This window comes from Streptomyces griseoflavus (genome assembly GCF_014649995.1).
Taxonomy (GTDB): domain Bacteria; phylum Actinomycetota; class Actinomycetes; order Streptomycetales; family Streptomycetaceae; genus Streptomyces; species Streptomyces griseoflavus.
Genome location: NZ_BMUC01000001.1, coordinates 124049 through 145513, shown reverse-complemented (window position 1 = coordinate 145513; position 21465 = coordinate 124049). Strand labels below are relative to the sequence as shown.

Below are 21465 nucleotides of genomic sequence, written 5' to 3'. Positions count from 1 at the left end.
ATGGGCGCCCCTTGAACATGTCCATACCAATCGCAGGCCCGGTTCTCCTTCCGTTCACGGCCCCGTCTCCCCCCGGCCCGCGCAGAACGCCACCGTCAGATCCTTCACCAGCACCTTGCGTTCGTGGTCGTCGAGCGCCACCAGCCCTCGCATCGTCAGCCGGGTCACCGTGTCCTCCACCGAATCCACGACCGAACTGAGCACACTCGCCCGGTGCTGGGCGTCCAGCGCCGCGATCCGGCGCCGGTGCATCGCGGCGGCCACCTCCGGCACGTACTCCACCCGCACCGGCCGCACCGCGAACACCTCCACCCCCACCGGCCCGGTGTCCGCCGCCACCAGCCGGGTCAACGCGTCCCGCGTCGCCTCCACCTCACCGCGCCCCGCCCCCGGCGCCGCCACCGGGACGCGCAGCAGCGCCGACTCCACGCACTCGCGCAGGTAGCGCTCGTGGTCCTCGACACCCAGCGTGGCCCGCGCGGTGTCCCGCACCCGCCACACCACCTGCACCGCCACCCGCAGCGCGACCCCGCCCCGGTCGGCCGCCGGCATCGGCTCGCCCCGCCAGTGCCGCAGCCGCACGTCGACCCGGCGGCGCAGCAGCAGCGGGTTCACCCACATCAGGCCCGTGCGCCGCACCGTCCCCCGGTAGCGGCCGAACAGGCCGAGCACCCACGCCCGCCCGGTGCTGCCGCGGGCCAGCCCGCCGAACCCGAACAGCCCGAGCGTCCCGGCGCCCGCGAACGCCGCCCACTGGGCGGGACCGGGCCCCGCCGCACCGGCCCGCGCCGGGACCCCCAGCCCCTCCACGGCGAACGCCGGTGTCACACCCGCCCACCAGGCGGCGGCCGCGCACCCGGCCGTCCCGACCAGTCCCGCGACCACTCCCACGGCTCCGGGCAGCACCCGGGCGGGCCGCTCCACCAGCGCGGGATCGACCTGGGCGACGGCCGGGCGGGACCGGTCGGTGACCCCCGGGCGGGACCGCTCCCCCTTGTCCCGCCCCGCGCCCGGCCGGTGCGCGACGACCGCGGGCCGCACCCGCACCGGGCCCGGCCCGGACGCGTCGTCACCGCCCCGGTCGTCACGGAAGAGCAGGTGGAGGGGGATCTCGGTGGTGGACTCGGTGTGGATGAGCCGGACCGGCCGGGCGGCCGCCGCACCGTCCGGCGGCTGCCCGGGCTCGGGGACGTGCTCGGGGATGTGGGACGTCGTCGTGGTCATGCGCGCCTGCCTCCAGCCTCCGCGCCAGATGCGTCACGTTCGGGGACCCGGCCGCCGGTCAGTGCCCGGTGGCCGGTGGAACTGCCTGCGGGCCGGGGACACCGTCAGGAGAAGAGCTGCCGCCAGGTGTCCGGGCCCGGCCGGCCCGGCACGAGGAGCCCTCCGCCCCACGCGGAAGCGGAAGCTCCGCAACGGCCTCCCCGACCCTCCCGCGACACCGGTGACTCGCGGGCCGGCGGGCCCGGCGGCCCGTCCGCGGCGGCGGCGCCCCGCCACCCCCGCGCCTCCTGGCACACCCCGCGGGTCTCCGCCGTCCGGCGTCGGCCCGGCAGCGGGGCACGGTACGGCCCGGCACCGCGGCGGACGGGCGTCCGGCCGGGTTCCGTGACGTACGTGTCGTGCGCGCCGGGATCAGAACAAGCCACGTCGAACACACGGCCGGGACGGTCGCGGTCACCGGCCGGGGCGACGTCCGCGAACACCGGAGACTCCATGCGATTCCCCTCACACTCCCGGCCGGTTCCTCCACGACTGCGCACGACGGCCAGTCTGGCAACCGTCCAGCGCACGCGCATGTTGACGGTCCGAACGACGTAAGCGCCCGGGTGGGACGGCCTCGGACGCCGCGCGGCCCGGGTGGTCCGAGGCAGCCTCCGGGGTCCTGTAGAGTTACGCCGTCAGCGCGCGCCGCTAGCTCAGTTGGTTAGAGCAGCTGACTCTTAATCAGCGGGTCCGGGGTTCGAGTCCCTGGCGGCGCACCGACAGGACGGGCCCCTCGTGCAGACGGGGGGCCCGTCGGTTTTGGCCGGTTCTCCCCTCGCGCCCGTTGAGCGGAACCCCCTCGCGCCCCGTATGGAACAGCGGCCCCACCGCTCTTCCCCGGGCGTCACAATGGCCGCGTATGCCCGGTGTACACCGTGTTTCGCACCTTGCGATCATGATGAACACCGTAGACCCTGGTCTCTTCAAGAAACCGCGGATGCGCGGTTGTTGGGGGGAAAGGGAACCGGTTGCCGGCGGAGCGGGGTCAGGGACCCCGTTCGGCGGGTGATGCCGAGGGGGGCATCATGCAACCGGAAGAGCGCTGTGCCGTGTCTATAAGGTGTGGGTGACGTGGTGACAGCGGTCAACCATTGACACGTACGTGGAGGTCGAGGGGGACCGCCGCGGACGTAAGGAAGCGACGAAACACGCGCGGGGCGCGTGTGGGGGGATGACTCATGACGTCGACGCCGACGGGCGCCCGGAAGGACGACGACCCGTCCGAGACCACCCAGCTCAGGGTGCCTGCGCACAGGACAGGAAACACGGGCACGTTCCGCCGGATCAAGAAGACGCTGCCGAGATACGACTACGAGCACTACAGCCGGCTCGCGGGTCCCCTCACCCAGCCCGATCCGAACAAGCCCTACAAGGTCCAGTACCGCTCGCTGATCGGCCAGGAGCCGCACCGCATCCGCATCGCGCTGATGCTGGCCGCGGCCCCGGTGCTGTCGCTGGTGCTGCTGGTGTGGCTGCTCCAGCCCGCGCACTGGACCGAGCGGGACTACGTCGAGTTCGAGTGGCTGCCGGCCCTCGACATCGTCATGCTCGTCTCGATCGGCCTGATCGAGTTCTTCCGCTGCATGAACGTGCTGTCGAACGCGCACGCCACCCTGGTCGCCCGCGACCCGATCCCGGTGGTGCCCGAGACCGGCACCCGCGTGGCCTTCCTCACCTCGTTCGTGCCCGGCAAGGAGCCGATCGAGATGGTGACGAAGACCCTGGAGGCGGCCGTCAAGATCCGCCACCGGGGCACCATGCACGTCTGGCTGCTCGACGAGGGCGACGACCCCGAGGTGAAAGAGGTCTGCGCCCGGCTCGGCGTGCGCCACTTCTCCCGCAAGGGCGTCGCGAAGTGGAACCAGAAGAAGGGCGCCCACCGCGCCAAGACCAAGCACGGCAACTACAACGCCTGGCTGGACGCGCACGGCGACGACTACGAGTACTTCGCGTCGGTCGACACCGACCACATCCCGCTGCCGAACTACCTGGAGCGGATGCTCGGCTTCTTCCGCGACCCGGACGTCGGCTTCGTCATCGGCCCGCAGGTCTACGGCAACTACGACAACTTCGTCACCAAGGCCGCCGAGTCCCAGCAGTTCCTCTTCCACGCGCTGATCCAGCGCGCCGGCAACCGCTACGGCTCGCCGATGTTCGTGGGCACCTCCAACGCGGTGCGCATCAAGGCCCTCAAGCAGATCGGCGGTCTGTACGACTCGATCACCGAGGACATGGCGACCGGCTTCGAGATGCACCGCCACAAGAACCCGGCGACGGGCAGGAAGTGGCGCTCGGTCTACACCCCGGACGTGCTCGCCGTCGGTGAGGGCCCCAACGCCTGGACCGACTTCTTCACCCAGCAGATGCGCTGGTCGCGCGGCACGTACGAGACGATCATCGGCCAGTACTGGAAGGGCTTCTACTCGCTCCCGCCGAGCAAGCTCTTCAACTACACGATGATGATCATCTTCTATCCGATGTCGGCCCTCAACTGGATCCTCGCGGCGATCAGCTGCGCGCTGTTCCTGGGCCTGGGCGCCTCGGGTGTGAACATCGACCCCACCATCTGGCTGATGCTCTACGGCAACGCCTCGGCGCTGCAGATCGGCCTCTACATCTGGAACCGCCGCCACAACGTCTCGCCGCACGAGCCGGAGGGCTCCGGCGGTGTGGCCGGCATGGTGATGTCCGCGCTGTCGGCACCGCTCTACGCGAAGGCGCTGATCGACTCCGTCCTGCGCAAGAAGAGCAAGTTCGTGGTCACCCCCAAGGGCGACTCGGCCAGCCCGGACACCTGGTTCGGAACCTTCCGGTACCACTGGTACTTCATCCTGATCTTCGCCGGTTCCATCGCCGCGGGCTTCGTCTACGGACACTCGCACCCGGCGATGGTCATCTGGGCGACCTTCGCCCTGCTCATCACCGCCGCGCCGATGTTCGCCTGGCGCCACGGCATGCGGCAGGACCGGAAGAAGCCCGGTGCCCACGCGGGGGGACGGCAGCCGGACGCCGCCGAGGCGCCCCGGACGCAGGAGCTGCCGCAGGCGCAGCAGCCGTACGCCCCGCACGAGCCGCACGCCCGGCCCAGCTGGGCCGGCTCCCACGGCGCACCGGGCGGATCGGGCGGCCCCGAAGGGCCGGGAGGGCCCGGGGGCGCCAACCCCGGTAACGACCAGACCATGCAAATCGCCCTTGGTGGACTTGGGGGACGTAAGGAATGACTGACCGTGCAGGCCGCCGTCGCGCCCGTCGTATCGCGATAGGCACGGCGGTGGTACTAGCGCTGGCCGGGATGAACGGGCCGTGGCTGTATCGCGTCGGCACCGAGAAATACCACCAGTACAAGATCAACCAGCCGGAGTACAAGGCCGCGAACGGCAAGTGGGAGATCGTCGAGTTTCCCGAGGAGTACCGGCAGAACACGATCCACGCGGCGCTGCTGCGCACCGGCAAGGTGCTGCTCGTCGCGGGCTCGGGCAACAACCAGGACAACTTCGACGCCAAGCAGTACGACACCCGGATCTGGGACCCGGTCAAGGGGACCATCAAGAAGGTGCCGACGCCCGCCGACCTGTTCTGCACCGGCCACACCCAGCTGGCCAACGGCAACCTGCTCATCGCGGGCGGCACCAAGCGGTACGAGAAGCTCAAGGGTGACGTGAAGAAGGCGGGCGGCCTGATGGTCGTCCACAACGAGAACCCGGACAAGCCGATCACCCTGCCGGCGGGGACCAAATTCGTCGGCAAGGAGAACGGCAAGACCTTCGTCTCGAAGGACCCCGTGCTCGTCCCGCGCGCGACGAAGAACTTCGACAAGGAGACCGGCGCGTTCCTGGGCAACACCCCGGGCTACGGCCGTACCTACGTCGAGGCGGAGAAGAACGGCAACAAGTACGCCACCGGCACGCAGGACAACTACACCGTGCAGGGGCTCTCCGGCGAGGACGCGCAGAACACGTACGGCATCGCCGAGAAGCTCGCCCTGGACAAGAAGGACTTCCAGGGCATCGACGACGCCTTCGAGTTCGACCCGATCGCCGAGAAGTACATCAAGGTCGACCCGATGAAGGAGTCGCGCTGGTACCCGACGCTCACCACCCTGAGCGACGGCAAGATCCTCAGCGTCTCCGGCCTCGACGACATCGGCCAGCTGGTCCCGGGCAAGAACGAGATCTACGACCCCGAGACCAAGAAGTGGACCTACACCGACAAGGTCCGCCAGTTCCCGACGTACCCGGCGCTGTTCCTGATGCAGAACGGCAAGGTGTTCTACTCGGGTTCGAACGCGGGCTACGGGCCGGACGACGTGGGCCGCGACCCGGGCATCTGGGACGTGGAGTCCAACAAGTTCGAGAAGGTCCCCGGGCTGAGCGACCCGAACATGCTGGAGACCTCCGGCACGGTGCTGCTGCCGCCCGCGCAGGACGAGAAGTACATGGTGATCGGCGGCGGCGGGGTCGGCGAGTCCCGGCTGGCCAGTGAGAAGACCCGGATCGTCGACCTCAAGGCCGACGACCCGAAGTTCGTCGACGGTCCCTCGATGGACAAGGGCACCCGTTACCCGCAGGCCTCGATCCTGCCCAACGACGACGTGCTGATCTCCGGCGGCTCGGAGGACTACCGCGGCCGCAGCGACTCCAACATCCTCGAGGCGCGGATCTACGACACGGCGAAGAACGAGATGAGGCGGGTCGCCGACCCGCTGGTGGGCCGGAACTACCACTCCGGTTCCATCCTGCTGCCCGACGGCCGCCTGATGTTCTTCGGCTCCGACTCGCTCTACGCCGACAAGGCGAACACCAAGCCGGGCGAGTTCGAGCAGCGCGTCGAGATCTACACCCCGCCGTACCTGTACGGCGAGGAGGCCCAGCCCGAACTGAAGGACGGTCCCGGGACCATCAAGCGGGGCGGGTCCGGCACCTTCACCTCGAAGGACGCCGCGTCGGTCAAGAGCGTACGGCTGATCCGGCCGAGCGCCTCGACCCACGTGACCGACGTGGACCAGCGGTCGATCGAGCTGGACTTCACGACCGACGGCGACAAGATCACCGTGACGGTCCCGAAGAACCGGAACCTGGTGCAGGCGGGCTGGTACATGCTCTTCGTCAACACCGGTGACGGCACGCCCAGCAAGGCGCAGTGGGTGCAGGTGCCCTAGGGGGACTTCGACACCCCTGGCGCCGCGCGCACGTCAGTGCCCCGCACCCCCGAGGGGGTGCGGGGCACTTCGCGCTGCTTCTCAGGAGCCCTTGGCCAGTTCCAGGGCGTAGTCCGCCCACCACTGGCCGGCCTTCGGGCCGCCCTTGCACTCGCCGTCCGACTCGCCGGGCCGCTTCACCCACAGGTAGGCGTCGACCAGCGGGTCGGCGGTGTCCACGGTGGGGGTCTCGCCCAGGGCGCGGCCGGGCGGGTTGCACCAGCGTTCCTTCGGGTCGCCCTCGGTGTAGGGGCCGTTGCCGTTGCGGCTGGTGTCGATGACGAACGGCTTGCCGCCCACCTTGGCGGAGAGCCGCTTGCCGTAGGCGATGGATTCCTCGGTGGTGTAGAAGTTCGACACGTTCACCGAGAAGCCGTCGGCCCGGTCGATGCCGGCCCGCTTGAGCGGGTCGAAGATCTGGTCGGGGTTGCCCCACCCGGCGTTGCCCGCGTCGAGGTACACCTTGGTGTTCTTCAGGCCCTTGAGCTTGTCTATGGCGCCGCTGAGCAGGTCGTAGCGCTCCTCGTGGTACTGCTGCGGGGTGCAGCCGTCCACCAGGTGCAGTACCGCGTCGGGTTCGAGTATCACCGTCGCCGGGCGGTCCCCGATGCCGCGGGCCACGGCGTCGACGAAGTCCCGGTAGGCGTCGCCGTCGGCGGCGCCGCCGCGTGAGTACTGGTCGCAGTCGCGGTGCGGGATGTTGTAGAGGACCAGCAGGGCGGTGCGGTCGGCCTTCTCGGCGCCCTCGGTGTAACCGCGGGCCTGCTCCTCGGGCTTCTCCGGGCTGATCCACTCGCCGACGGGCTGCTCGGCGATCTTGCGGATCTGCTCGGCCTCCGCCTTCTTGCCGTCGCCCTGGAGTTCGGCGACCTTGCGGACGGACAGGCCGTCGGGGTTGACCCAGAAGGGGTCGGTCTCCTTCGGCTGCTGCGTGACGGCCGCGTCGGCCGCGTCGCCCCGGCCGTCGCCGTCGCCGTCACCGGAGGAACACCCCGTGACCAGCAGCGCCGCCCCCAGCACCGCTGCCGACGCCCGCCTCCCGGCGAACGCCCCGACCCCCCTGCTGCCGTACATCCAACCCCCCTTGGGTGCACTTGTTCCATGTTTTCCGAGCCCCAATCCTGACATACGTCCCGCGGCACCCACGAGGCCGTGTGCCCGCCTCGCCCGGGCGGTCACCCGCCGGTCGGACGGGCGAGGACGACGACGGGGCTCGCGCAGCCGCCGGACGTCCGGCCGGCGTCGTTGCCGCAGAGGATCAGCCGCAGCCCGTCGCGCCGCGCTCCGGACACCTGGCGGGCGTCGCTCCCGCCGCGGACCTCCGCGACGGTGAACCCGTCGACCCCGCCGTCCGCGCGGACCACCCGCACCTCCTGTCCGACGGCGATCCGGCCCCCGGCGCCGGACGGGCCCGCCGGCAGGACGAGGCCCGCGGCCTCCGGGGTCGCGCCGTCCGGGTACCAGGCGACCGCGCCCGCCCGCCCCGCCGGCCGCGGGACGCCCCGCGCGTTGGGCGCACCGGCGACCACGGGCGCCCGCAGGCCGAGGCCGGGGATCTCCGGACGCCGCGGCACCGCGGGGACCGCGGTGGCCGGGGTTGCCGCAGTAGCCGCGGTGGCCGGGCTGTCCGCGGCAGGGGGGTCCGGCCGCCCCGCGGCCGCCATGTCTCCGGTGGCGGGCCCCGCCGTGCTCCCGGCGGGTAAGCCGTCCGGTCCCCCGCCGCCCCACGTCCACAGCCCGAGCAGCAGCACCAGCCAGGCCACTCCGGCGAACAGCCGCCCCGTACCGGAGGGAGGCCGGTCCCGGCACTCCTCGTCCGCACGGAGCGTGTCACGCACCGAACCCATCGTGAACCTCCAGACATCTGGAGGGTCCCCCGGAGGGCCGGGTCCCGCATGCCCGCGCGGGCGACGCCTGCTCCGGACGGGTGAACGCCGTCAGATCAGGTCGACGAGGTCCGCGATGGAGTCGACGACCTTCGACGGCCGGTAGGGGAAGTCCTCCACCTGCTCCGGCCGGGTCAGGCCGGTGAGCACCAGGAACGTCTGCATTCCGGCCTCCATGCCGGCCAGGACGTCGGTGTCCATGCGGTCGCCGATCATCGCGCTGCTCTCGGAGTGGGCCCCGAGGGTGTTCAGCCCGGTGCGCATCATCAGCGGGTTCGGCTTGCCCGCGAAGTACGGCTGCTTGCCGGTGGCCTTGGTGATGAGCGCGGCCACCGCGCCGGTCGCCGGGAGCGGGCCCTCGGCGGACGGGCCGGTCTCGTCGGGGTTGGTGCAGATGAATCGGGCGCCGTCGTTGATGAGCCGGACCGCCTTGGTCATCGCCTCGAACGAGTACGTCCGCGTCTCCCCCAGCACCACGTAGTCGGGCTCGTGGTCGGTGAGGACGTAGCCGATGTCGTGCAGCGCGGTGGTGAGCCCGGCCTCGCCGATGACGTACGCCGACCCGCCCGGGCGCTGGTCGTCCAGGAACTGGGCGGTGGCGAGGGCGGAGGTCCAGATGTTCTCGATCGGGACGTCCAGGCCCATGCGGCGCAGCCGGGCGTGCAGGTCACGCCCGGTGTAGATCGAGTTGTTGGTGAGGACCAGGAAGGGCCGGCCGGACTCGCGCAGCTTCTTGATGAACGCGTCGGCGCCGGGGATCGGTACGCCCTCGTGGATCAGCACGCCGTCCATGTCGGTGAGCCACGATGCGATGGGCTTGCGGTCTGCCATGTGCGGGATCTCCTGCCGTACGCGGTCCTGCCGTGCGCCCCAGCCTAAACAGACCGAGATCACGAGGGAACGGCCGCCGTGCGTCCCCGCTCCGACGCGCACACCACGAGCGTCCCTCGCGCTGCCCGTCCACCCCGCCCGCACCCGCCGGCGCCGCCCCGCGTGACGCGCCCCCGTCCCCCGCCGGCCCGGCCGGCGGGCGGCGACGCCCCCGGCACGGCGATGACCAGCCCGCCGGGCGGTTCGGCGGTCTGGACGAACTGGTCACCGCGCTGACCGCGAAGTAGCCCGGTGCGGTTCGTTTCTCACGCCTCGTCGTGGTGGGTGAGGCGGCCGTCGGTGAGCCGCCAGTAACGCTGGTGGTCGGTCAACTGCCACGTCTCGTCGGCGGCGATCGCCCGCGTGACCCATGCGTGGAGCTGCGGGAGGGCCGACTCCCGGAGAACGGCGCGGGTGGCGGCACGAACGGTGGCGTCGACCGGGTGGACGTCGATGCGGAAGCCGACCATGTCCGGGTCCATGCCACGGCCGTAGTTGCGGGGGTTCGGGGCGACCCATGCCGCTCCCAGGACGATGGTCCCGCTGTCGTGTCCCGTGAGGAACCGCAGGTCCGTGACGCGGCTCATGTGCGGGCCGAGACACTCGGTGACGTCGGTGGTGGTCAGGGGCCAGGCACGGTGCCGGGGCAGTCTTCGTCTTCGTGCGGACATGGCAAGGAGGATGACAGAAGGCCGCCGCCGCCTCGCGGGTCCGTGTCCGTTCGGCGGCCTGCCGCGGCACCGTCCGTGCGCGGTGCGCGGCGGCGCCGCTCCGCGCCCCCGCCCGCGGGGTTCCTCACGCGTCCCCCCGTCCGAACACCGGAGCCAGCACCAGCTGCGCCGCCCCCTCCGCCACCCCGAACGTGCCCCCGGGGGCGAGCCGCACCGGCACCGCCCTGTCCCCCGTCCGTTCCGCACGGGCGTCCAGCACGGCCCGCACGCCCCGTACGAACGCCGCCGAGTCCGCCTCCACGGTGCGCCCGCCCAGCAGGATCCGGTCGATGTCGAGCAGCCCCACCAGGTTCGCGGCCCCCGCCCCCAGCACGCGCGCCGCCTCCCCCACCTCGCCGCGTGCCACGGCCCCCAGGCACAGCGCCTCCACGCATCCCCGGTCGCCGCACCCGCACGGCGGCCCGTCGAGCTGCACCACCTGGTGCCCGAACTCCCCCGCCGCGGTGCGCGGTCCCCGGTGCACGCTCCCCCCGATCACCAGCCCCGCACCGAGCCCCGTACCGAGGTGCAGATAGGCGAAGGAGCCGCCCTCGCCGCCCACCGCCAGCCCCAGCGCCGCCGCGTTGGTGTCCTTGTCGACGACGACCGGCACCCCCAGCACCTCCGCCAGCGCGTCCCGCAGCGGAAAGCCGTCCCACTCGGGGAACCCCGTCACCCGGTGCAGCACACCCCGCCGGTGATCGAGCGGCCCGGGCAGCGCGACCCCCACGCCCAACGGCGTCCGCGCTCCCGCCCCGTCGCCCCTCAGCGCCTCCACCACGCCGGCCACTCCGGCCAGTACCGCCTCCGCCCCCGCGCCCAGGTCCAGCGGCGCCCTCCGCCGGGCCACCACCGTCCCGTCGAGGTCGGCCAGCACCGCCCGGGTCTCGTCCCGGTCCAGGTGCACGCCCACCGCGTGTCCCGCCTCCGGCACCAGGCGCAGCACCGTGCGCGGCTTGCCGCCGGTGGACGCCCGGCGTCCCGCGTCCGCCGCGAGGCCGTCCTCCCGCAGCCGGGCCGTGATCTTGCTGACCGCCTGCGGGGTGAGCCCGGTGCGTTCGGCGAGTTCCAGCCGGCTGATGCCGTCCGCCCCGGCGGTCCGCAGCAGGTCCAGCACGAGCGCGGTGTTGTGGCTGCGCAGGGCGAGCAGGTTCGCCCCCTGCTGGGCCCCGCCCATGCCGTCGTTCGTCCTGTTCACCCGTCCATTCTCCCGTTCGCTTGCACTTTGGCAACAGCGTTGCGAAAGTGGGGGGCATGACTGGCACTCCCCTCCGCGTCGGCCTCGTCGGCTACGGCCTCGCGGGTTCCGTGTTCCACGCCCCGCTGATCGCCGCGACCGAGGGCCTCGCGCTCGACACGGTCGTCACCTCGAACCCCGAGCGGCAGCAGCAGGCACGCGCCGAGTTCCCCGACGCAGGCGTCGCCGCGACCCCGGACGAGCTGTTCGCGCGCGCCGGCGACCTGGACCTGATCGTCATCGCGTCCCCGAACCGGACGCACGTCCCGCTCGCCCGGACGGCGCTCGAGGCCGGCCTGCCGGTCGTCGTCGACAAGCCGATCGCCGGCACGGCGGCCGAGGCCCGCGAACTGGCGGCGCTCGCCGAGGAACGCGGCCTGCTCCTCTCCGTCTTCCAGAACCGCCGCTGGGACAACGACTTCCTCACCCTGCGCAAGCTGATCGACGAGGGCGCACTCGGCGACGTGTACCGCTTCGAGTCCCGCTTCGAGCGCTGGCGCCCGCAGCTCAAGGGCGGCTGGCGGGAGTCCGGCGACCCCGCGGAGATCGGAGGTCTGCTCTACGACCTCGGCAGCCACGTCGTCGACCAGGCGCTGGTCCTCTTCGGCCCGGTGACCTCCGTCTACGCCGAGACGGACATCCGCCGCGACGGCGCCCGCACCGACGACGACACCTTCATCGCGCTCACGCACGCCGGCGGCGTCCGCTCCCACCTGTACGTCTCCGCGACCACGGCCCAGCTCGGCCCGCGCTTCCGGGTCCTGGGCTCCGCATCCGGCTACGTCAAGCACGGCCTCGATCCCCAGGAGGCCGCCCTGCGCGACGGCCTGCGCCCCGGCACCGGCTGGGGCCTGGAGCCCGAGGAGCTGTGGGGCCGCATCGGCGCCGGGGAGTCCCCGGTGACCGGCGGCGGCCACCCCGTACCGACCCTCCCGGGCGACTACCCCGCCTACTACGCGGCCGTGGCACGGGCCCTGCTGTCCGGCGGCCCCAACCCGGTGACCGCGCTGGAGGCGGCGGCCGCCCTCGACGTACTGGAAGCGGCGCGCCGCTCCGCCGACGAGAAGGTGACGGTGACCCTGTGACGACCCCCGACGCGACCCCGACCGTGGAGGAGCTGGAGGCGCAGGAACGCCGCCTGGTCTTCCCGCACTTCACCCACGACGACGCCTGGGCCCTCGGCTCCCTGCTGGTGGAGATGGCGCGCGAGCGCCGCGCCCCCGTCGCCATCGACATCCACCGCGCCGGCCAGCAGCTCTTCCACGCCGCGCTGCCCGGCTCCGCCCCCGACAACGACGCCTGGATCGCCCGCAAGCGCCGGGTCGTCGAGCGCTACGGCTCCGCCTCCTACCTGGTCGGCGCCCGCCACCGCGCCAAGGGCACCACCTTCGAGGCCTCCTCCCGCCTCGACCCCGACACCTACGCGGCCCACGGCGGCTCCTTCCCCCTCACCGTCCGGGGCGCGGGAGTCATCGGCGCGGTGACCGTCTCCGGCCTCCCCCAACTGGAGGACCACAACCTGGTGGTGGAAGCCCTGCACCACTTCCTGACCAACGCTCAGTGAATTAGGGGCGCGGGGAACTGCGCGAAGGGGGTCCGGGGGCGTAGCCCCCGGGGACGGGAAGGGAAGGGGCGGCGGGGGCGGAGAACCCACCCCGCGCCGCCGCCCTCACCGGTACAGCACGGACCGTTCCACCACGCTCCACGTCGTGCTCGTCACCATGTACAGGGCCGCCGCCAGCGGCATCACCGCGACGGTGACGAGCGTGAAGAAGGACATGAACGGCATCACCTTGGTGACGGCCGCCAGCCCCGGCACCTGCCGCGCGTCGTCGGCACCGGCCGTGAGGGCCCGGGCGGCGTCCGTCATCCGCCGGGACAGCCGGTAGCCGAACCAGGCGACCACCGTGACGACCGCGAACAGCCCGACGTACACGAGCCCGGCCCCGCCGAACACCCCGCCGTCCGCGAGCGCGTCCGCCCACCGTCCGCCCAGCGGCGCGTCGAACAACCGGTGGCCGAGGAGTTCGTTGGCGCGCCCGCCGATCGTCTCGCTGGAGAACAGGTGGTACAGCAGGAAGAACGCGGGCAGCTGGAACAGGCTCGGCAGGCATCCGGACAGCGGCGACACCTTCTCCCGGGTGTGCAGTTCCAGCACGGCCCGCTGGAGCTTCTCGGGGTCGCGGGCGTGCTTGCGGCGCAGCTCGGCGATGCGCGGCTGGAGCGCCGTCCGGGCCTTCTGGCCACGTGCGGCGGCCCGGGAGAGGGGGTGGACGAGGAGGCGTACGAGCGCGGTGAACAGGACGATCGCGGCAGCCGCGGCGAAGGCGCCGAACAGCGGCTGGAGCAGGGCGGCCAGGTTCTCGACCAGGCCGGCGAAGACGGACATGGGGTGAGCCCTCCGGGGGTCTCGTCGTGCCGGAAGTCCGGAAGTCCCGGGGGCACCGGGGCGGACGTGGGGGATGGCGGCATGACGACCCGCGGCAGGGCACGGTGCGGGAGGGAAACCCGGAAGCTGCGGGAAGGCCCCGCAAGGTGCGGGACGGAACCCGAGGGTGCGGGAAGGCCCCGGAAGATACGGGGAGGAACCCGGAAGAGGTGCCCTACGCGGCGGTCGCCAGGAGGGCGTGTCCCGGAGCCCGGGGCCGGGTGCGCCCCTTGGCGTCGGGGTCGCGCTGGGCGAGGAAGGCGGTGCGCCGGTCACGGTCGCGGATGGCCGTACGGACCCGGGTGGGCGGCACGACGGGCGCGCTGCGCGCGGCGACGACGGAGCAGACGGTGAGCGCGCTGCCGGCGGCGGCGGTCGCGGCGAGCGCGACGTCGACCACGGAGAGCCCGCCGGCGGCCGGCAGCAGGACGAGGAGGAGCGGGAGCAGCGGGAGGAGCACGCCGAAGGCGGACCGCACGGTCACCCGGTGCCGGATCACTCGCCGCCCCTCCCTCTCCCGCGTCCCTCTCTCGCGCCGGGTGGAGCCCGGCCTCGCCTCCGCACCCCCCACAACGCACGGGAGGTGCCCGACGGTTCCACCGAACCGAAAATCGGCCGGCACCGCCCCGGAAACGCGCCCCCGGCCGCCCGCCCCGGAACGCCCGCCGCCCCCGTGCGGCCCCCCTGCGGCCCCCCTGCGCCCTCACCTTCTGTCACCCGTCGGCAGTACGGTGTCCCCCATGCGCCCCGACACGCCTGCCGAAAACGTCGACCACACCGCTGAAGCAGCCCGCCTGGAGCGGACCGCGGACCTCTACCCCGAGGACGCCGAAGCCCTGCTCCTGCGGGCCGCCGCCCACCGCGAACTCTCCGGCGACCGCCCCGCCGCGACCACCCTCTACGACCGCCTCCTCGCCTCGGACGCGGCCCTGGAGCAGCCGTTCCTGGTCCGCGCCCTGAAGGCCTCCAACCTCTGGGAGTACGGCCACGAGGCCGAGGCCCGCGCGATCATCACCGGCATCCGCTCGGCCGCCCCCCGCGACCCCGCCCCCTGGGTGATCGTCGCGGAGTCCCTGGAGGCGCACGACGAGCTGGAGCAGGCGCACGAGACGTACACGCAGGCGGTACGCCTCCTGCTGACCGGAGCGCCGCAGCCCCCGCGCGCCGCCCACCCCCTCCTCTTCGGCCGCCACCGCGTCCGCCGGATGCTCGGCGCGACGCACGACGAGTGGGACGCCCTGGCGGACACCGTCCACACCCTCCCGATCACCCTGGACGAGCTCCACGACCCCAAGCGGGTGTGGTCCCTGGGCTCGGAGAACCCGGCGGAGCTGCAGGCGGAGATCCTCCGCCTGCGCGCGGAGGTGGGCGCGTTCCGTGAGGCCATGTCCCGCCCGTTCCCGGTCGCGGTCCTGCACTGGCCGGCCGCGGAACTGACGGAACTGACGGAGGCGTACCCGGCCCTCGCCGAGGAGTACCCCTCCTACGAGGCCCATCTGGCGTCGATAGAGGCCGACCTGCGCGAACTCTCCGCCTCCGGCACCGGCAACCTCGGCATCGTGACGGGCACCGTCCCGTCGTACGAGGCCTTCGCCGCCTCGGAGCTCACCTCCCCCGCCGACCCGGCCCTCCTCCCCCAGTACGCGACCACCCTGGCGGCCCGGGGCCGGGCCACGGCCTGGCCGCCGGAGCGGACGGCGGCCTGCTGGTGCGGCTCGGGCCGGACGTACGGCGACTGCCACGGCGCCGACTGACCGCCCGCGGACGGTGCGCCCGCCCGCCCGGCTGGGACCTGCGGACGGGCGCCCCCTGCTCCTCCCTCCGGTCGGCTACTTGGCCAGGAAGGCGAGCAGGGCGTCGGTGACCTCCCGGGCATGGGTCCACAGCAGGCCGTGCGGGGCGCCCTCGACGACGACGTACTCGGCCTGGGGAAGCGCCCGGTGGAACGGCTCACCGGTGGCCTCGATCGGCAGGATCCGGTCGGCGGTGCCGTGCAGGATCAGCGCCGGCACGTCGACCTTGCCGAGGTCACCGCGGAAGTCGGTGGTCCAGGTCGACACGCAGGCCCGCGAGGCGTACCAGGAGGATCCGGCGGCCACGTTCCAGCTGTTGCGCAGGGCCTCCTCGCTGATGCGGGTGCCGAGGTTCTCGTCCAGGTTGTAGAAGTCCTGGAAGAACGCGCTGAAGTAGGCGTAGCGGTCCTCGGTGACGGCCTGCTCGATGCCTTCGAAAACGCTCCCGTCGACGCCCGTGGGGTTGTCGTCGGTCTTGAGCAGGTAGGGCTCCAGCGAGGCGAGGAACGCGGCCTTGGCGACCCGCCCGGACCCGTACGTGCCCAGGTAGCGCCCGACTTCCCCGGTCCCCATGGAGAACCCGACGAGAACGGCGTCCCGCAGGTCGAGCGTCTCCAGCACCGTGTTCAGGTCGGCGGCGAAGGTGTCGTAGTCGTAGCCGGCGGTCGGCTGACCGGACCGGCCGAACCCGCGCCGGTCGTAGGTGATGACCCGGTACCCCGCGTCCAGCAGGGCCGCGGCCTGCTTCTCCCACGAGTGCCCGTCGAGCGGGTACCCGTGGATCAGCACGACCGGCTGCCCGCTGCCGTGGTCCTCGTAGTACAGGTCGATGGAGGCCGAGTTCTCCTGGCCGACGGTGATGAACGGCATGGTGGTTGCTGCCTTCCGTGAGGGGTCGGTGTCGAGCACTGGATAGAACCTAACGCCCAATCCAGTTGCGCACAACTAAATTGTGCGCAACTAATCTGTTCGTCGTCCGCCCGGGCAGCCTGCGGCCTGAGCCGGGACCGCCCCACCGACGAACCGGCCCGCCTCCCCACCCGAGGGGCACCACCGGATCACTCCGGCCGCACCACCCCATTCCACCCGCCACGACCGGCCCACCCCTCCTCCGACGGGCCGAGATCACCCCTCTACCGGTGGTTGCAGGAGGCCACCCCCGGCATCACCGACCCTCAGCCTCCCGACGGCCCCGCGCCGACCGAGCCGCCCCCGCGCCGCGGCAGCACCTGACTCAGGGCGACCAGAAGCAGCCCTCCCAGCAGAAGGGCGTTGCCGCCGGCGTAGCGGACCTCCGAGGGAACACCCGGCAGCACGCGGAAGTACAAGAGGCCCTGCAAAAGAAGGGACACACCCATGAACAGGGCCCCGAGGCCGTAGAGCTTCGGCCTGACGACATGACGGCGCGCCGAAGGCAGAACCCACCCCGTCCGCAACGCGCCCACCCCCGACGCGAGCATCAGCAACCCCACGAGCACGCCGATCCCCACCACCCACACCATGAGGCCACTCCCCTCCCCGCGGACGAGAACCGGAACGAGAGCGACGCCGCCGGCTCGAAGATCCCCCCATGCTCGCCCCACCGGACAGCACCCGACCAGGGCAGGACCAGGCAATCTCCGCCACGCCCCGACTGCCGAACGAGGGCCCGTCAGCAGACCGCCCCCGGAGCAGCCGCAACAGCCCTCAACAGCTCCCGCAGCAACACGAAGTCCACACCCTCCGGCTTGCGGAACCGCAGACACCCCTTGCCCATGTCCCGCCCGGCCAGCCGCTCCGCGAACGCGTCCCGGACATCGCCGCGCATCAGATAGAACGAGATGTACTGCTTCTGACTCGCGAACGCGACCTCCGCGACACCGCCCCGCTCATACACCGGCATGCCGTACGCCATGACCTCGTCGAACCCCCGCAGCTCGGCCCGGCACAGCTCACGCAGCCTGGCCAGCACGTCCCTGCGCCCGTCGGGGACCTCGGCGAGGTAGGCGTCCACGTTCTGCGCTGAGCTTTGCACCATGTGGGGAGTTTAGGGCGGCGGCAAAACACAGGGCATCCTCACCAAGTCTGACCTCGAAGATCACTAGCAAGACCGGGGGTGGACCCTGACCGGCAGGTCCGGCGCAATGGCCGACGTCGTCGGCCTGGGCAAACCGGAGGACGCATACATTCCCAACTTCTCGCTTGAGGACAGCCGTTCGTGGTCCCGTCCGACTTCTGGCGACTACATCACGCCATCCACATACCGCAGAGATCATGAAGAGTTAGCCTCAGCGACACCGCGCTTGAAGCCACAGGTTTCGGACTGCGCCTGCACGACTTTAAGCCAGCGCCAGAGGATCTATGAACGAGACGGCGATTCCGGACAGACTGTGCAGACACGGCAGTTGAAGGCCCTCTAAGCGCATGGCAAGGTGTGCGCATGGCCTTGATCGAAGAGTTTCAGCGGGTTCCATCGGACGCCCAGAAGGTCCACGGACCGGTCACATGCGGTTATCGAGCGTTCACCATCGATGGTCGTCGCATCCTCCAGCTAGACACCTACGGATCCACCGACCGCGCCATCCCTAACAAGATCAGCCAGAGTGTTCAACTCGACGCCGCAGGCGCCCGCGCGCTGATCGATATCATCACCGAGGCTTTCCCGGATGTCGTTCACTGACGCATTGCGACCGTGCTGGCGCTTCAGGCGGGGGCCCGACACTCGCCTTCCGGGGTACCGCCCCTTCGGCCCTTAATCGGGTGATCAGCTACGCCTCCCGGAGGAGAGGAACGCTCCGATCGCCACGCGGACAGTCTCGCTCGCTGCGGTGCGGTGAGGGCTGCCGCGTCACGCAGAGCGGCCACGTTCCCCGGCATCCGCCCTCAGTGGCGCCTCCCATGCTCACACCCTTGGGCAGTCCGGCATGCTCAGCTCAGAGACACGTGTCCCAGATTGTTAACTGGCCTTCCTCCCAACCCAGTTGGCTCTTAGCATGATCGCTACCCAGTCGCCGTCTCCCGCACTCGGGAGCTGACATGTGTCGCCGTCACCCCCATTGGGGTGCTGACACAAGAGGAGAAGCCTTGCCCAGCAAGGACTACAGCTACGACATTCCGGACCACTCGATCGAGTACATCAAGGTGGATCCGCGGACCGTCAAGTTCGACCCCCGCGCGCAGCGCAACCTCAATAAGGCCCGTGCTGCGGCCATCGCCGAGAAGCTGGTCCCCACCGCCTTGGGAACACCGATCCTCTCGCGCCGCCATGACGGCCTGTACGCCGTAGATGGTATGCACCGCGTCTACGCTTGCCAGCTCATCCTGAACGAAACGGTCTCGGCCGCGGAGGAAGTCCGCGAGGCTGTCCAGAGCATCACCTGTGAGGTCCACTCCGGCCTCTCGATGGCCAACGAGGCGTCGCTGTTCATTATCAAGAACAAGGAGTCTTCGAAAGTCGGACCGAACGACGAGTTCAGGATCGGCGTACTGGCCGGGCATCCGCTCTTCCAGGACACTCATACCGTTCTGGAAAAGCATCAGCTCAAGGTTGGCAGCAGCAGCGTGAACGGCGTGCGCGGCATCAAGGGGATTCTCAGCATCGTCATGGAGCACGGTCCTGAAATGCTGGACTTGTCGCTCACCATCGCTGAGGATGCTTGGGGCCGCACCTCCGACACCTGGCACTCCGTCACCATCGGCGGGATCGCCACCGTAATGTCCAAGCATCACGATGTAGTGAATCCTCAGGAATTGGCACAGAAGCTCAAGCGCCAGGGTGATCCCACATCCTTCAGAGCCAAGATCCAGACCATCGCCACCAACAACAACACGCGCCACGACGGCACCAAGGGCCGCCTCAAAGCGGCCCACTTGGCAGTCGCATCAGCTTGGAACGCTAGCCGCCGCGTCAACCGCATCCCCGTCCCGAACATCTTCGAGTAGCCGAACACCCTTCAGCGGCCATACCGCGCAGGCGTTGCCCCGTAGATGATCTACGGGGCAACTCTCAGGCCGCCTCGGCCTCGTAGTGCATCTGCGCCCGGTCCAGTACGTCATCCGGGTCCAGGCCACGCGCGGACGTCCAGTGCAGCAGGTCGGCGATCAGCTCGACCGCCGACTCCTCCAGCACTGCTTCGCACCGCCCGTGCAGGACGCTCCCGCCTCGTTCCCGGTAGCGTTCCAATGCGTCGATGGCCCGCTCCGTACGCAGGCACACGGCATCCGAGCCCAGCTCGATCTCGCACCACACCGCCTTGCCCAGCGCCGTAACAACGGTCCCCCAATCCACGGCCATGGCAGCGAGCAGGTGCAAGCCGCGGCCGCACTCCGCATCACAGTCGACGGTGCGCACTGAGGGGAGCGAGCTGCCCTTGTCGTGCATCTCGACGCGCAGCCGCTCGCGCTTCCACTCCAGGATCAGGGTCGCCGGCGATCCCTCACCCACGTGCTTGATGACGTTCGTCGCCAGCTCCGTCACGAGGAGCTGCGTCACGTCGTCGGCGGTCGGCACTCCCCACTGGCTGAGTTGAGTGACGGCGGCCCGCCGCAGCAGCCGTACTTCCGCCGGAAGCGCCTCGAACGGCAGGACACAGCGGCGCTGACGGTCCTTGATGTCGATCCCGGGCATAAGCGGTTCTCCCTCCCGTGCCACGCGCATGCTGCGCCTGCCGTGTCCGAACGGCTGCATTGCGTAGCTGTCCGTCACCGAGAATGACACAGAGAACTCTCGCCATGTAACTTCTCATGGTCCTCGATCGAGTGAATCGCATAGTGAGTGCGCTGCCGCGCTACCTAGCCTGTTCACACCCCGAGCACCTGCCCGGGTCAGCGCCTGAGGAGTTCCATGTCCGTACGGACCACCACACGCCGCCGCCAACTCGGAGCGATGCTTCGCAAGTTGCGCGCCCGCAAGGGGATGACCCTGGAAGAGGCCGGCGGACTGGTCGGCGTATCGAAGGCAACGGTCAGCCGGTACGAGACGCAGGCGGGGCCGGTGAAGTGGATCGTCGTGGACGCGCTGTGCCGTGAGTACGGCGCCACGGACGCCGAGCGTGAGGCCGTGGTGCGCCTGGCAAAGGACGCCAAGCAGCAAGGGTGGTGGAGCTCGTTCGCCGACGCCATCCCCGAGAGCATGAACCTCCTGCTCACTCTTGAGGACGAGGCCGTACGTGAGGATCACTTCTCCTGCGTCTACGTCCCCGGGCTGCTTCAGACCCGCGCCTACAGCACCGCTCTGCAGAAGGCCAACGAGATCCCTCTGGAACCGGCCGAGATCGAGCGGCTGGTGGACATCCGGATGAAACGCCAGGAGATCCTCACCCGTCCAAAGCCGTTCCGGCTGTGGGCCATCCTCGATGAGTCCGTGATCCGCCGGGTTGTCGGCTCACCGGAGATCATGGAGGAGCAGCTCGGGCGACTACTCGAAGCCAATGAGTCACCGCACGTCACACTACAAGTGCTGCCGTTCTCGAACGGAGCCCATGGTGCCGCTCTTGGCAGCTTCGTGATCATCGGCGGTACGGAGTCAGCTCTCGACGTGGTCTACGTGGACTTCCACACCGGATCCCTCTTCCTGGAAAAGGACGAGGAACTGGAGCGATACAGACTTGCGTTCGAGTACCTTCGCGCACAAGCGTTGGACATGGAGGCTTCCTCCACCCTGATCCACCGCGCACGCAAGGAGCTGTAGATGCCCGCCCGCTCTCCCGCCCGTGATGAACGCACATGGTTCAAGTCGTCTTACAGTGGCGCGAACGCAACCGAGTGCGTGGAGTGCGCACATGTCGCACACGGTGTGCTCATACGTGACTCCAAGGATGCGGCCGGCTCTGTCGTGTCTGTCGAGGCCAGTGCATGGCGCTGCTTCGTGGGAGGGCTGAGGCGGAAACAGCCGGCGATGCCCCACAGTAGGTAGCAACTCCGCTCCCGACGGTGCGCGTTGCCCGAAGCGACGCGTCTAACCTCGATCTTGCATGAGGGTCCACCGATTCCGCCGGTGGGCCCTCATGCAAGACCGAGGTTGAATCGGTCATGCTCGTTCACAAATGATCGCGGCATGGTGAATGCTTCTCACCACCAAGCGGTTACCGTCCCGTAGAA

Annotated in this window: 21 protein-coding genes and 1 tRNA gene; 10 read left to right on the top strand and 12 right to left on the bottom strand. The window is 70.6% G+C overall.

Annotated features, from left to right (window positions below; all coding sequences use genetic code 11):
• Positions 1-54: 54 nt before the first annotated feature.
• On the bottom strand, positions 55-1224 hold the full coding sequence (locus tag IE172_RS00680; RefSeq protein WP_190095058.1) for an SPFH domain-containing protein: 1170 nt from the start codon (positions 1222-1224) through the stop codon (positions 55-57).
• 684 nt (positions 1225-1908) lie between these two features.
• Here IE172_RS00680 and IE172_RS00675 point away from each other — a divergent pair.
• From IE172_RS00675 to glxA, 3 genes are all read left to right on the top strand, one after another.
• Positions 1909-1982, top strand: a tRNA-Lys gene (locus IE172_RS00675).
• A 462-nt stretch (positions 1983-2444) separates the two neighbouring features.
• The gene (locus IE172_RS00670; RefSeq protein WP_190095057.1) at positions 2445-4487 is read left to right on the top strand and encodes a glycosyltransferase family 2 protein; all 2043 of its coding nucleotides are present in this window, start codon (positions 2445-2447) and stop codon (positions 4485-4487) included.
• The gene (gene glxA, locus IE172_RS00665) at positions 4484-6424 is read left to right on the top strand and encodes a radical copper oxidase GlxA (RefSeq protein ID WP_190095056.1); all 1941 of its coding nucleotides are present in this window, start codon (positions 4484-4486) and stop codon (positions 6422-6424) included. The genes IE172_RS00670 and glxA overlap by 4 nt, the downstream gene beginning before the upstream one ends.
• 81 nt (positions 6425-6505) lie before the next feature.
• On the opposite strand, the gene IE172_RS00660 is transcribed toward glxA, so the two are convergent.
• The 5 genes from IE172_RS00660 to IE172_RS00640 form a co-directional block, all read right to left on the bottom strand.
• A complete protein-coding gene (locus IE172_RS00660; protein WP_190095055.1) occupies positions 6506-7537 on the bottom strand; it encodes a glycoside hydrolase family 6 protein in 1032 nt (343 codons plus the stop codon).
• A 101-nt stretch (positions 7538-7638) separates the two neighbouring features.
• On the bottom strand, positions 7639-8301 hold the full coding sequence (locus tag IE172_RS00655; protein ID WP_190095054.1) for a class F sortase: 663 nt from the start codon (positions 8299-8301) through the stop codon (positions 7639-7641).
• Between the two features lie 99 nt (positions 8302-8400).
• The gene (locus IE172_RS00650) at positions 8401-9180 is read right to left on the bottom strand and encodes an HAD-IIA family hydrolase (RefSeq protein WP_190095053.1); all 780 of its coding nucleotides are present in this window, start codon (positions 9178-9180) and stop codon (positions 8401-8403) included.
• A gap of 305 nt (positions 9181-9485) precedes the next feature.
• Positions 9486-9890, bottom strand: a complete 405-nt coding sequence (locus IE172_RS00645) for a hypothetical protein (RefSeq protein ID WP_190095052.1) — start codon at positions 9888-9890, stop codon at positions 9486-9488.
• Positions 9891-10014: 124 nt separating this feature from the next.
• On the bottom strand, positions 10015-11106 hold the full coding sequence (locus tag IE172_RS00640) for an ROK family transcriptional regulator (protein ID WP_190095963.1): 1092 nt from the start codon (positions 11104-11106) through the stop codon (positions 10015-10017).
• Positions 11107-11183: 77 nt separating this feature from the next.
• Between IE172_RS00640 and IE172_RS00635 the strand changes: the two genes are divergently transcribed.
• Together IE172_RS00635 and IE172_RS00630 are read left to right on the top strand one after the other, a co-directional pair.
• Positions 11184-12251, top strand: a complete 1068-nt coding sequence (locus tag IE172_RS00635; protein ID WP_190095051.1) for a Gfo/Idh/MocA family protein — start codon at positions 11184-11186, stop codon at positions 12249-12251.
• On the top strand, positions 12248-12730 hold the full coding sequence (locus IE172_RS00630) for a heme-degrading domain-containing protein (protein ID WP_190095050.1): 483 nt from the start codon (positions 12248-12250) through the stop codon (positions 12728-12730). The genes IE172_RS00635 and IE172_RS00630 overlap by 4 nt, the downstream gene beginning before the upstream one ends.
• A 105-nt stretch (positions 12731-12835) precedes the next feature.
• On the opposite strand, the gene IE172_RS00625 is transcribed toward IE172_RS00630, so the two are convergent.
• Positions 12836-13555 (bottom strand): YidC/Oxa1 family membrane protein insertase, encoded by a 720-nt coding sequence (locus tag IE172_RS00625; RefSeq protein WP_190095049.1) that lies wholly within the window; start codon positions 13553-13555, stop codon positions 12836-12838.
• A 214-nt stretch (positions 13556-13769) separates the two neighbouring features.
• Positions 13770-14093, bottom strand: a complete 324-nt coding sequence (locus IE172_RS00620; protein ID WP_190095048.1) for a DUF6412 domain-containing protein — start codon at positions 14091-14093, stop codon at positions 13770-13772.
• 241 nt (positions 14094-14334) lie between these two features.
• Between IE172_RS00620 and IE172_RS00615 the strand changes: the two genes are divergently transcribed.
• On the top strand, positions 14335-15348 hold the full coding sequence (locus IE172_RS00615) for an SEC-C domain-containing protein (protein ID WP_190095047.1): 1014 nt from the start codon (positions 14335-14337) through the stop codon (positions 15346-15348).
• 75 nt (positions 15349-15423) lie between these two features.
• Here IE172_RS00615 and IE172_RS00610 read toward each other — a convergent pair whose 3' ends face one another.
• The 3 genes from IE172_RS00610 to IE172_RS00600 form a co-directional block, all read right to left on the bottom strand.
• Positions 15424-16257, bottom strand: coding sequence for an alpha/beta fold hydrolase (locus IE172_RS00610; protein ID WP_190095962.1), 834 nt, complete (start codon positions 16255-16257; stop codon positions 15424-15426).
• Positions 16258-16562: 305 nt separating this feature from the next.
• The gene (locus IE172_RS00605) at positions 16563-16889 is read right to left on the bottom strand and encodes a hypothetical protein (RefSeq protein WP_190095046.1); all 327 of its coding nucleotides are present in this window, start codon (positions 16887-16889) and stop codon (positions 16563-16565) included.
• A 149-nt stretch (positions 16890-17038) separates the two neighbouring features.
• Complete coding sequence (locus IE172_RS00600; protein ID WP_190095045.1) at positions 17039-17404, bottom strand: iron chaperone; 366 nt, start codon at positions 17402-17404, stop codon at positions 17039-17041.
• A 402-nt stretch (positions 17405-17806) separates the two neighbouring features.
• Here IE172_RS00600 and IE172_RS00595 point away from each other — a divergent pair, with 402 nt between their 5' ends.
• Both IE172_RS00595 and IE172_RS00590 read left to right on the top strand, forming a co-directional pair.
• Complete coding sequence (locus IE172_RS00595; protein WP_190095044.1) at positions 17807-18046, top strand: hypothetical protein; 240 nt, start codon at positions 17807-17809, stop codon at positions 18044-18046.
• Positions 18047-18450: 404 nt separating this feature from the next.
• Positions 18451-19308, top strand: a complete 858-nt coding sequence (locus IE172_RS00590; protein ID WP_190095043.1) for a DUF6551 family protein — start codon at positions 18451-18453, stop codon at positions 19306-19308.
• 64 nt (positions 19309-19372) lie between these two features.
• Here IE172_RS00590 and IE172_RS00585 read toward each other — a convergent pair whose 3' ends face one another.
• Positions 19373-19993: an ATP-binding protein gene (locus IE172_RS00585; protein ID WP_190095042.1), complete on the bottom strand. Its 621-nt coding sequence runs from the start codon at positions 19991-19993 to the stop codon at positions 19373-19375.
• Positions 19994-20209: 216 nt separating this feature from the next.
• Between IE172_RS00585 and IE172_RS00580 the strand changes: the two genes are divergently transcribed.
• Both IE172_RS00580 and IE172_RS00575 read left to right on the top strand, forming a co-directional pair.
• Positions 20210-21055, top strand: coding sequence for a helix-turn-helix domain-containing protein (locus tag IE172_RS00580; RefSeq protein ID WP_190095041.1), 846 nt, complete (start codon positions 20210-20212; stop codon positions 21053-21055).
• Positions 21056-21280, top strand: a complete 225-nt coding sequence (locus tag IE172_RS00575; RefSeq protein WP_190095040.1) for a DUF397 domain-containing protein — start codon at positions 21056-21058, stop codon at positions 21278-21280.
• The last annotated feature ends 185 nt before the right edge of the window (positions 21281-21465 follow it).

Excerpts from the sequence above, each read along its gene's own strand:
- IE172_RS00575 (WP_190095040.1), top strand. The coding sequence starts at position 21,056 with ATGCCCGCCCGCTCTCCCGCCCGTGATGAACGCACATGGTTCAAGTCG.
- IE172_RS00670 (WP_190095057.1), top strand. The coding sequence starts at position 2,445 with ATGACGTCGACGCCGACGGGCGCCCGGAAGGACGACGACCCGTCCGAG.
- IE172_RS00650 (WP_190095053.1), bottom strand. The coding sequence starts at position 9,180 with ATGGCAGACCGCAAGCCCATCGCATCGTGGCTCACCGACATGGACGGC.
- IE172_RS00605 (WP_190095046.1), bottom strand. The coding sequence starts at position 16,889 with ATGGTGTGGGTGGTGGGGATCGGCGTGCTCGTGGGGTTGCTGATGCTC.
- IE172_RS00680 (WP_190095058.1), bottom strand. The coding sequence starts at position 1,224 with ATGACCACGACGACGTCCCACATCCCCGAGCACGTCCCCGAGCCCGGG.
- IE172_RS00610 (WP_190095962.1), bottom strand. The coding sequence starts at position 16,257 with ATGCCGTTCATCACCGTCGGCCAGGAGAACTCGGCCTCCATCGACCTG.
- IE172_RS00625 (WP_190095049.1), bottom strand. The coding sequence starts at position 13,555 with ATGTCCGTCTTCGCCGGCCTGGTCGAGAACCTGGCCGCCCTGCTCCAG.
- IE172_RS00645 (WP_190095052.1), bottom strand. The coding sequence starts at position 9,890 with ATGTCCGCACGAAGACGAAGACTGCCCCGGCACCGTGCCTGGCCCCTG.
- IE172_RS00595 (WP_190095044.1), top strand. The coding sequence starts at position 17,807 with ATGGCCTTGATCGAAGAGTTTCAGCGGGTTCCATCGGACGCCCAGAAG.
- IE172_RS00615 (WP_190095047.1), top strand. The coding sequence starts at position 14,335 with ATGCGCCCCGACACGCCTGCCGAAAACGTCGACCACACCGCTGAAGCA.
- IE172_RS00585 (WP_190095042.1), bottom strand. The coding sequence starts at position 19,993 with ATGCCCGGGATCGACATCAAGGACCGTCAGCGCCGCTGTGTCCTGCCG.
- IE172_RS00660 (WP_190095055.1), bottom strand. The coding sequence starts at position 7,537 with ATGTACGGCAGCAGGGGGGTCGGGGCGTTCGCCGGGAGGCGGGCGTCG.
- IE172_RS00580 (WP_190095041.1), top strand. The coding sequence starts at position 20,210 with ATGTCCGTACGGACCACCACACGCCGCCGCCAACTCGGAGCGATGCTT.
- IE172_RS00600 (WP_190095045.1), bottom strand. The coding sequence starts at position 17,404 with ATGGTGCAAAGCTCAGCGCAGAACGTGGACGCCTACCTCGCCGAGGTC.
- IE172_RS00635 (WP_190095051.1), top strand. The coding sequence starts at position 11,184 with ATGACTGGCACTCCCCTCCGCGTCGGCCTCGTCGGCTACGGCCTCGCG.
- glxA (WP_190095056.1), top strand. The coding sequence starts at position 4,484 with ATGACTGACCGTGCAGGCCGCCGTCGCGCCCGTCGTATCGCGATAGGC.
- IE172_RS00640 (WP_190095963.1), bottom strand. The coding sequence starts at position 11,106 with ATGGGCGGGGCCCAGCAGGGGGCGAACCTGCTCGCCCTGCGCAGCCAC.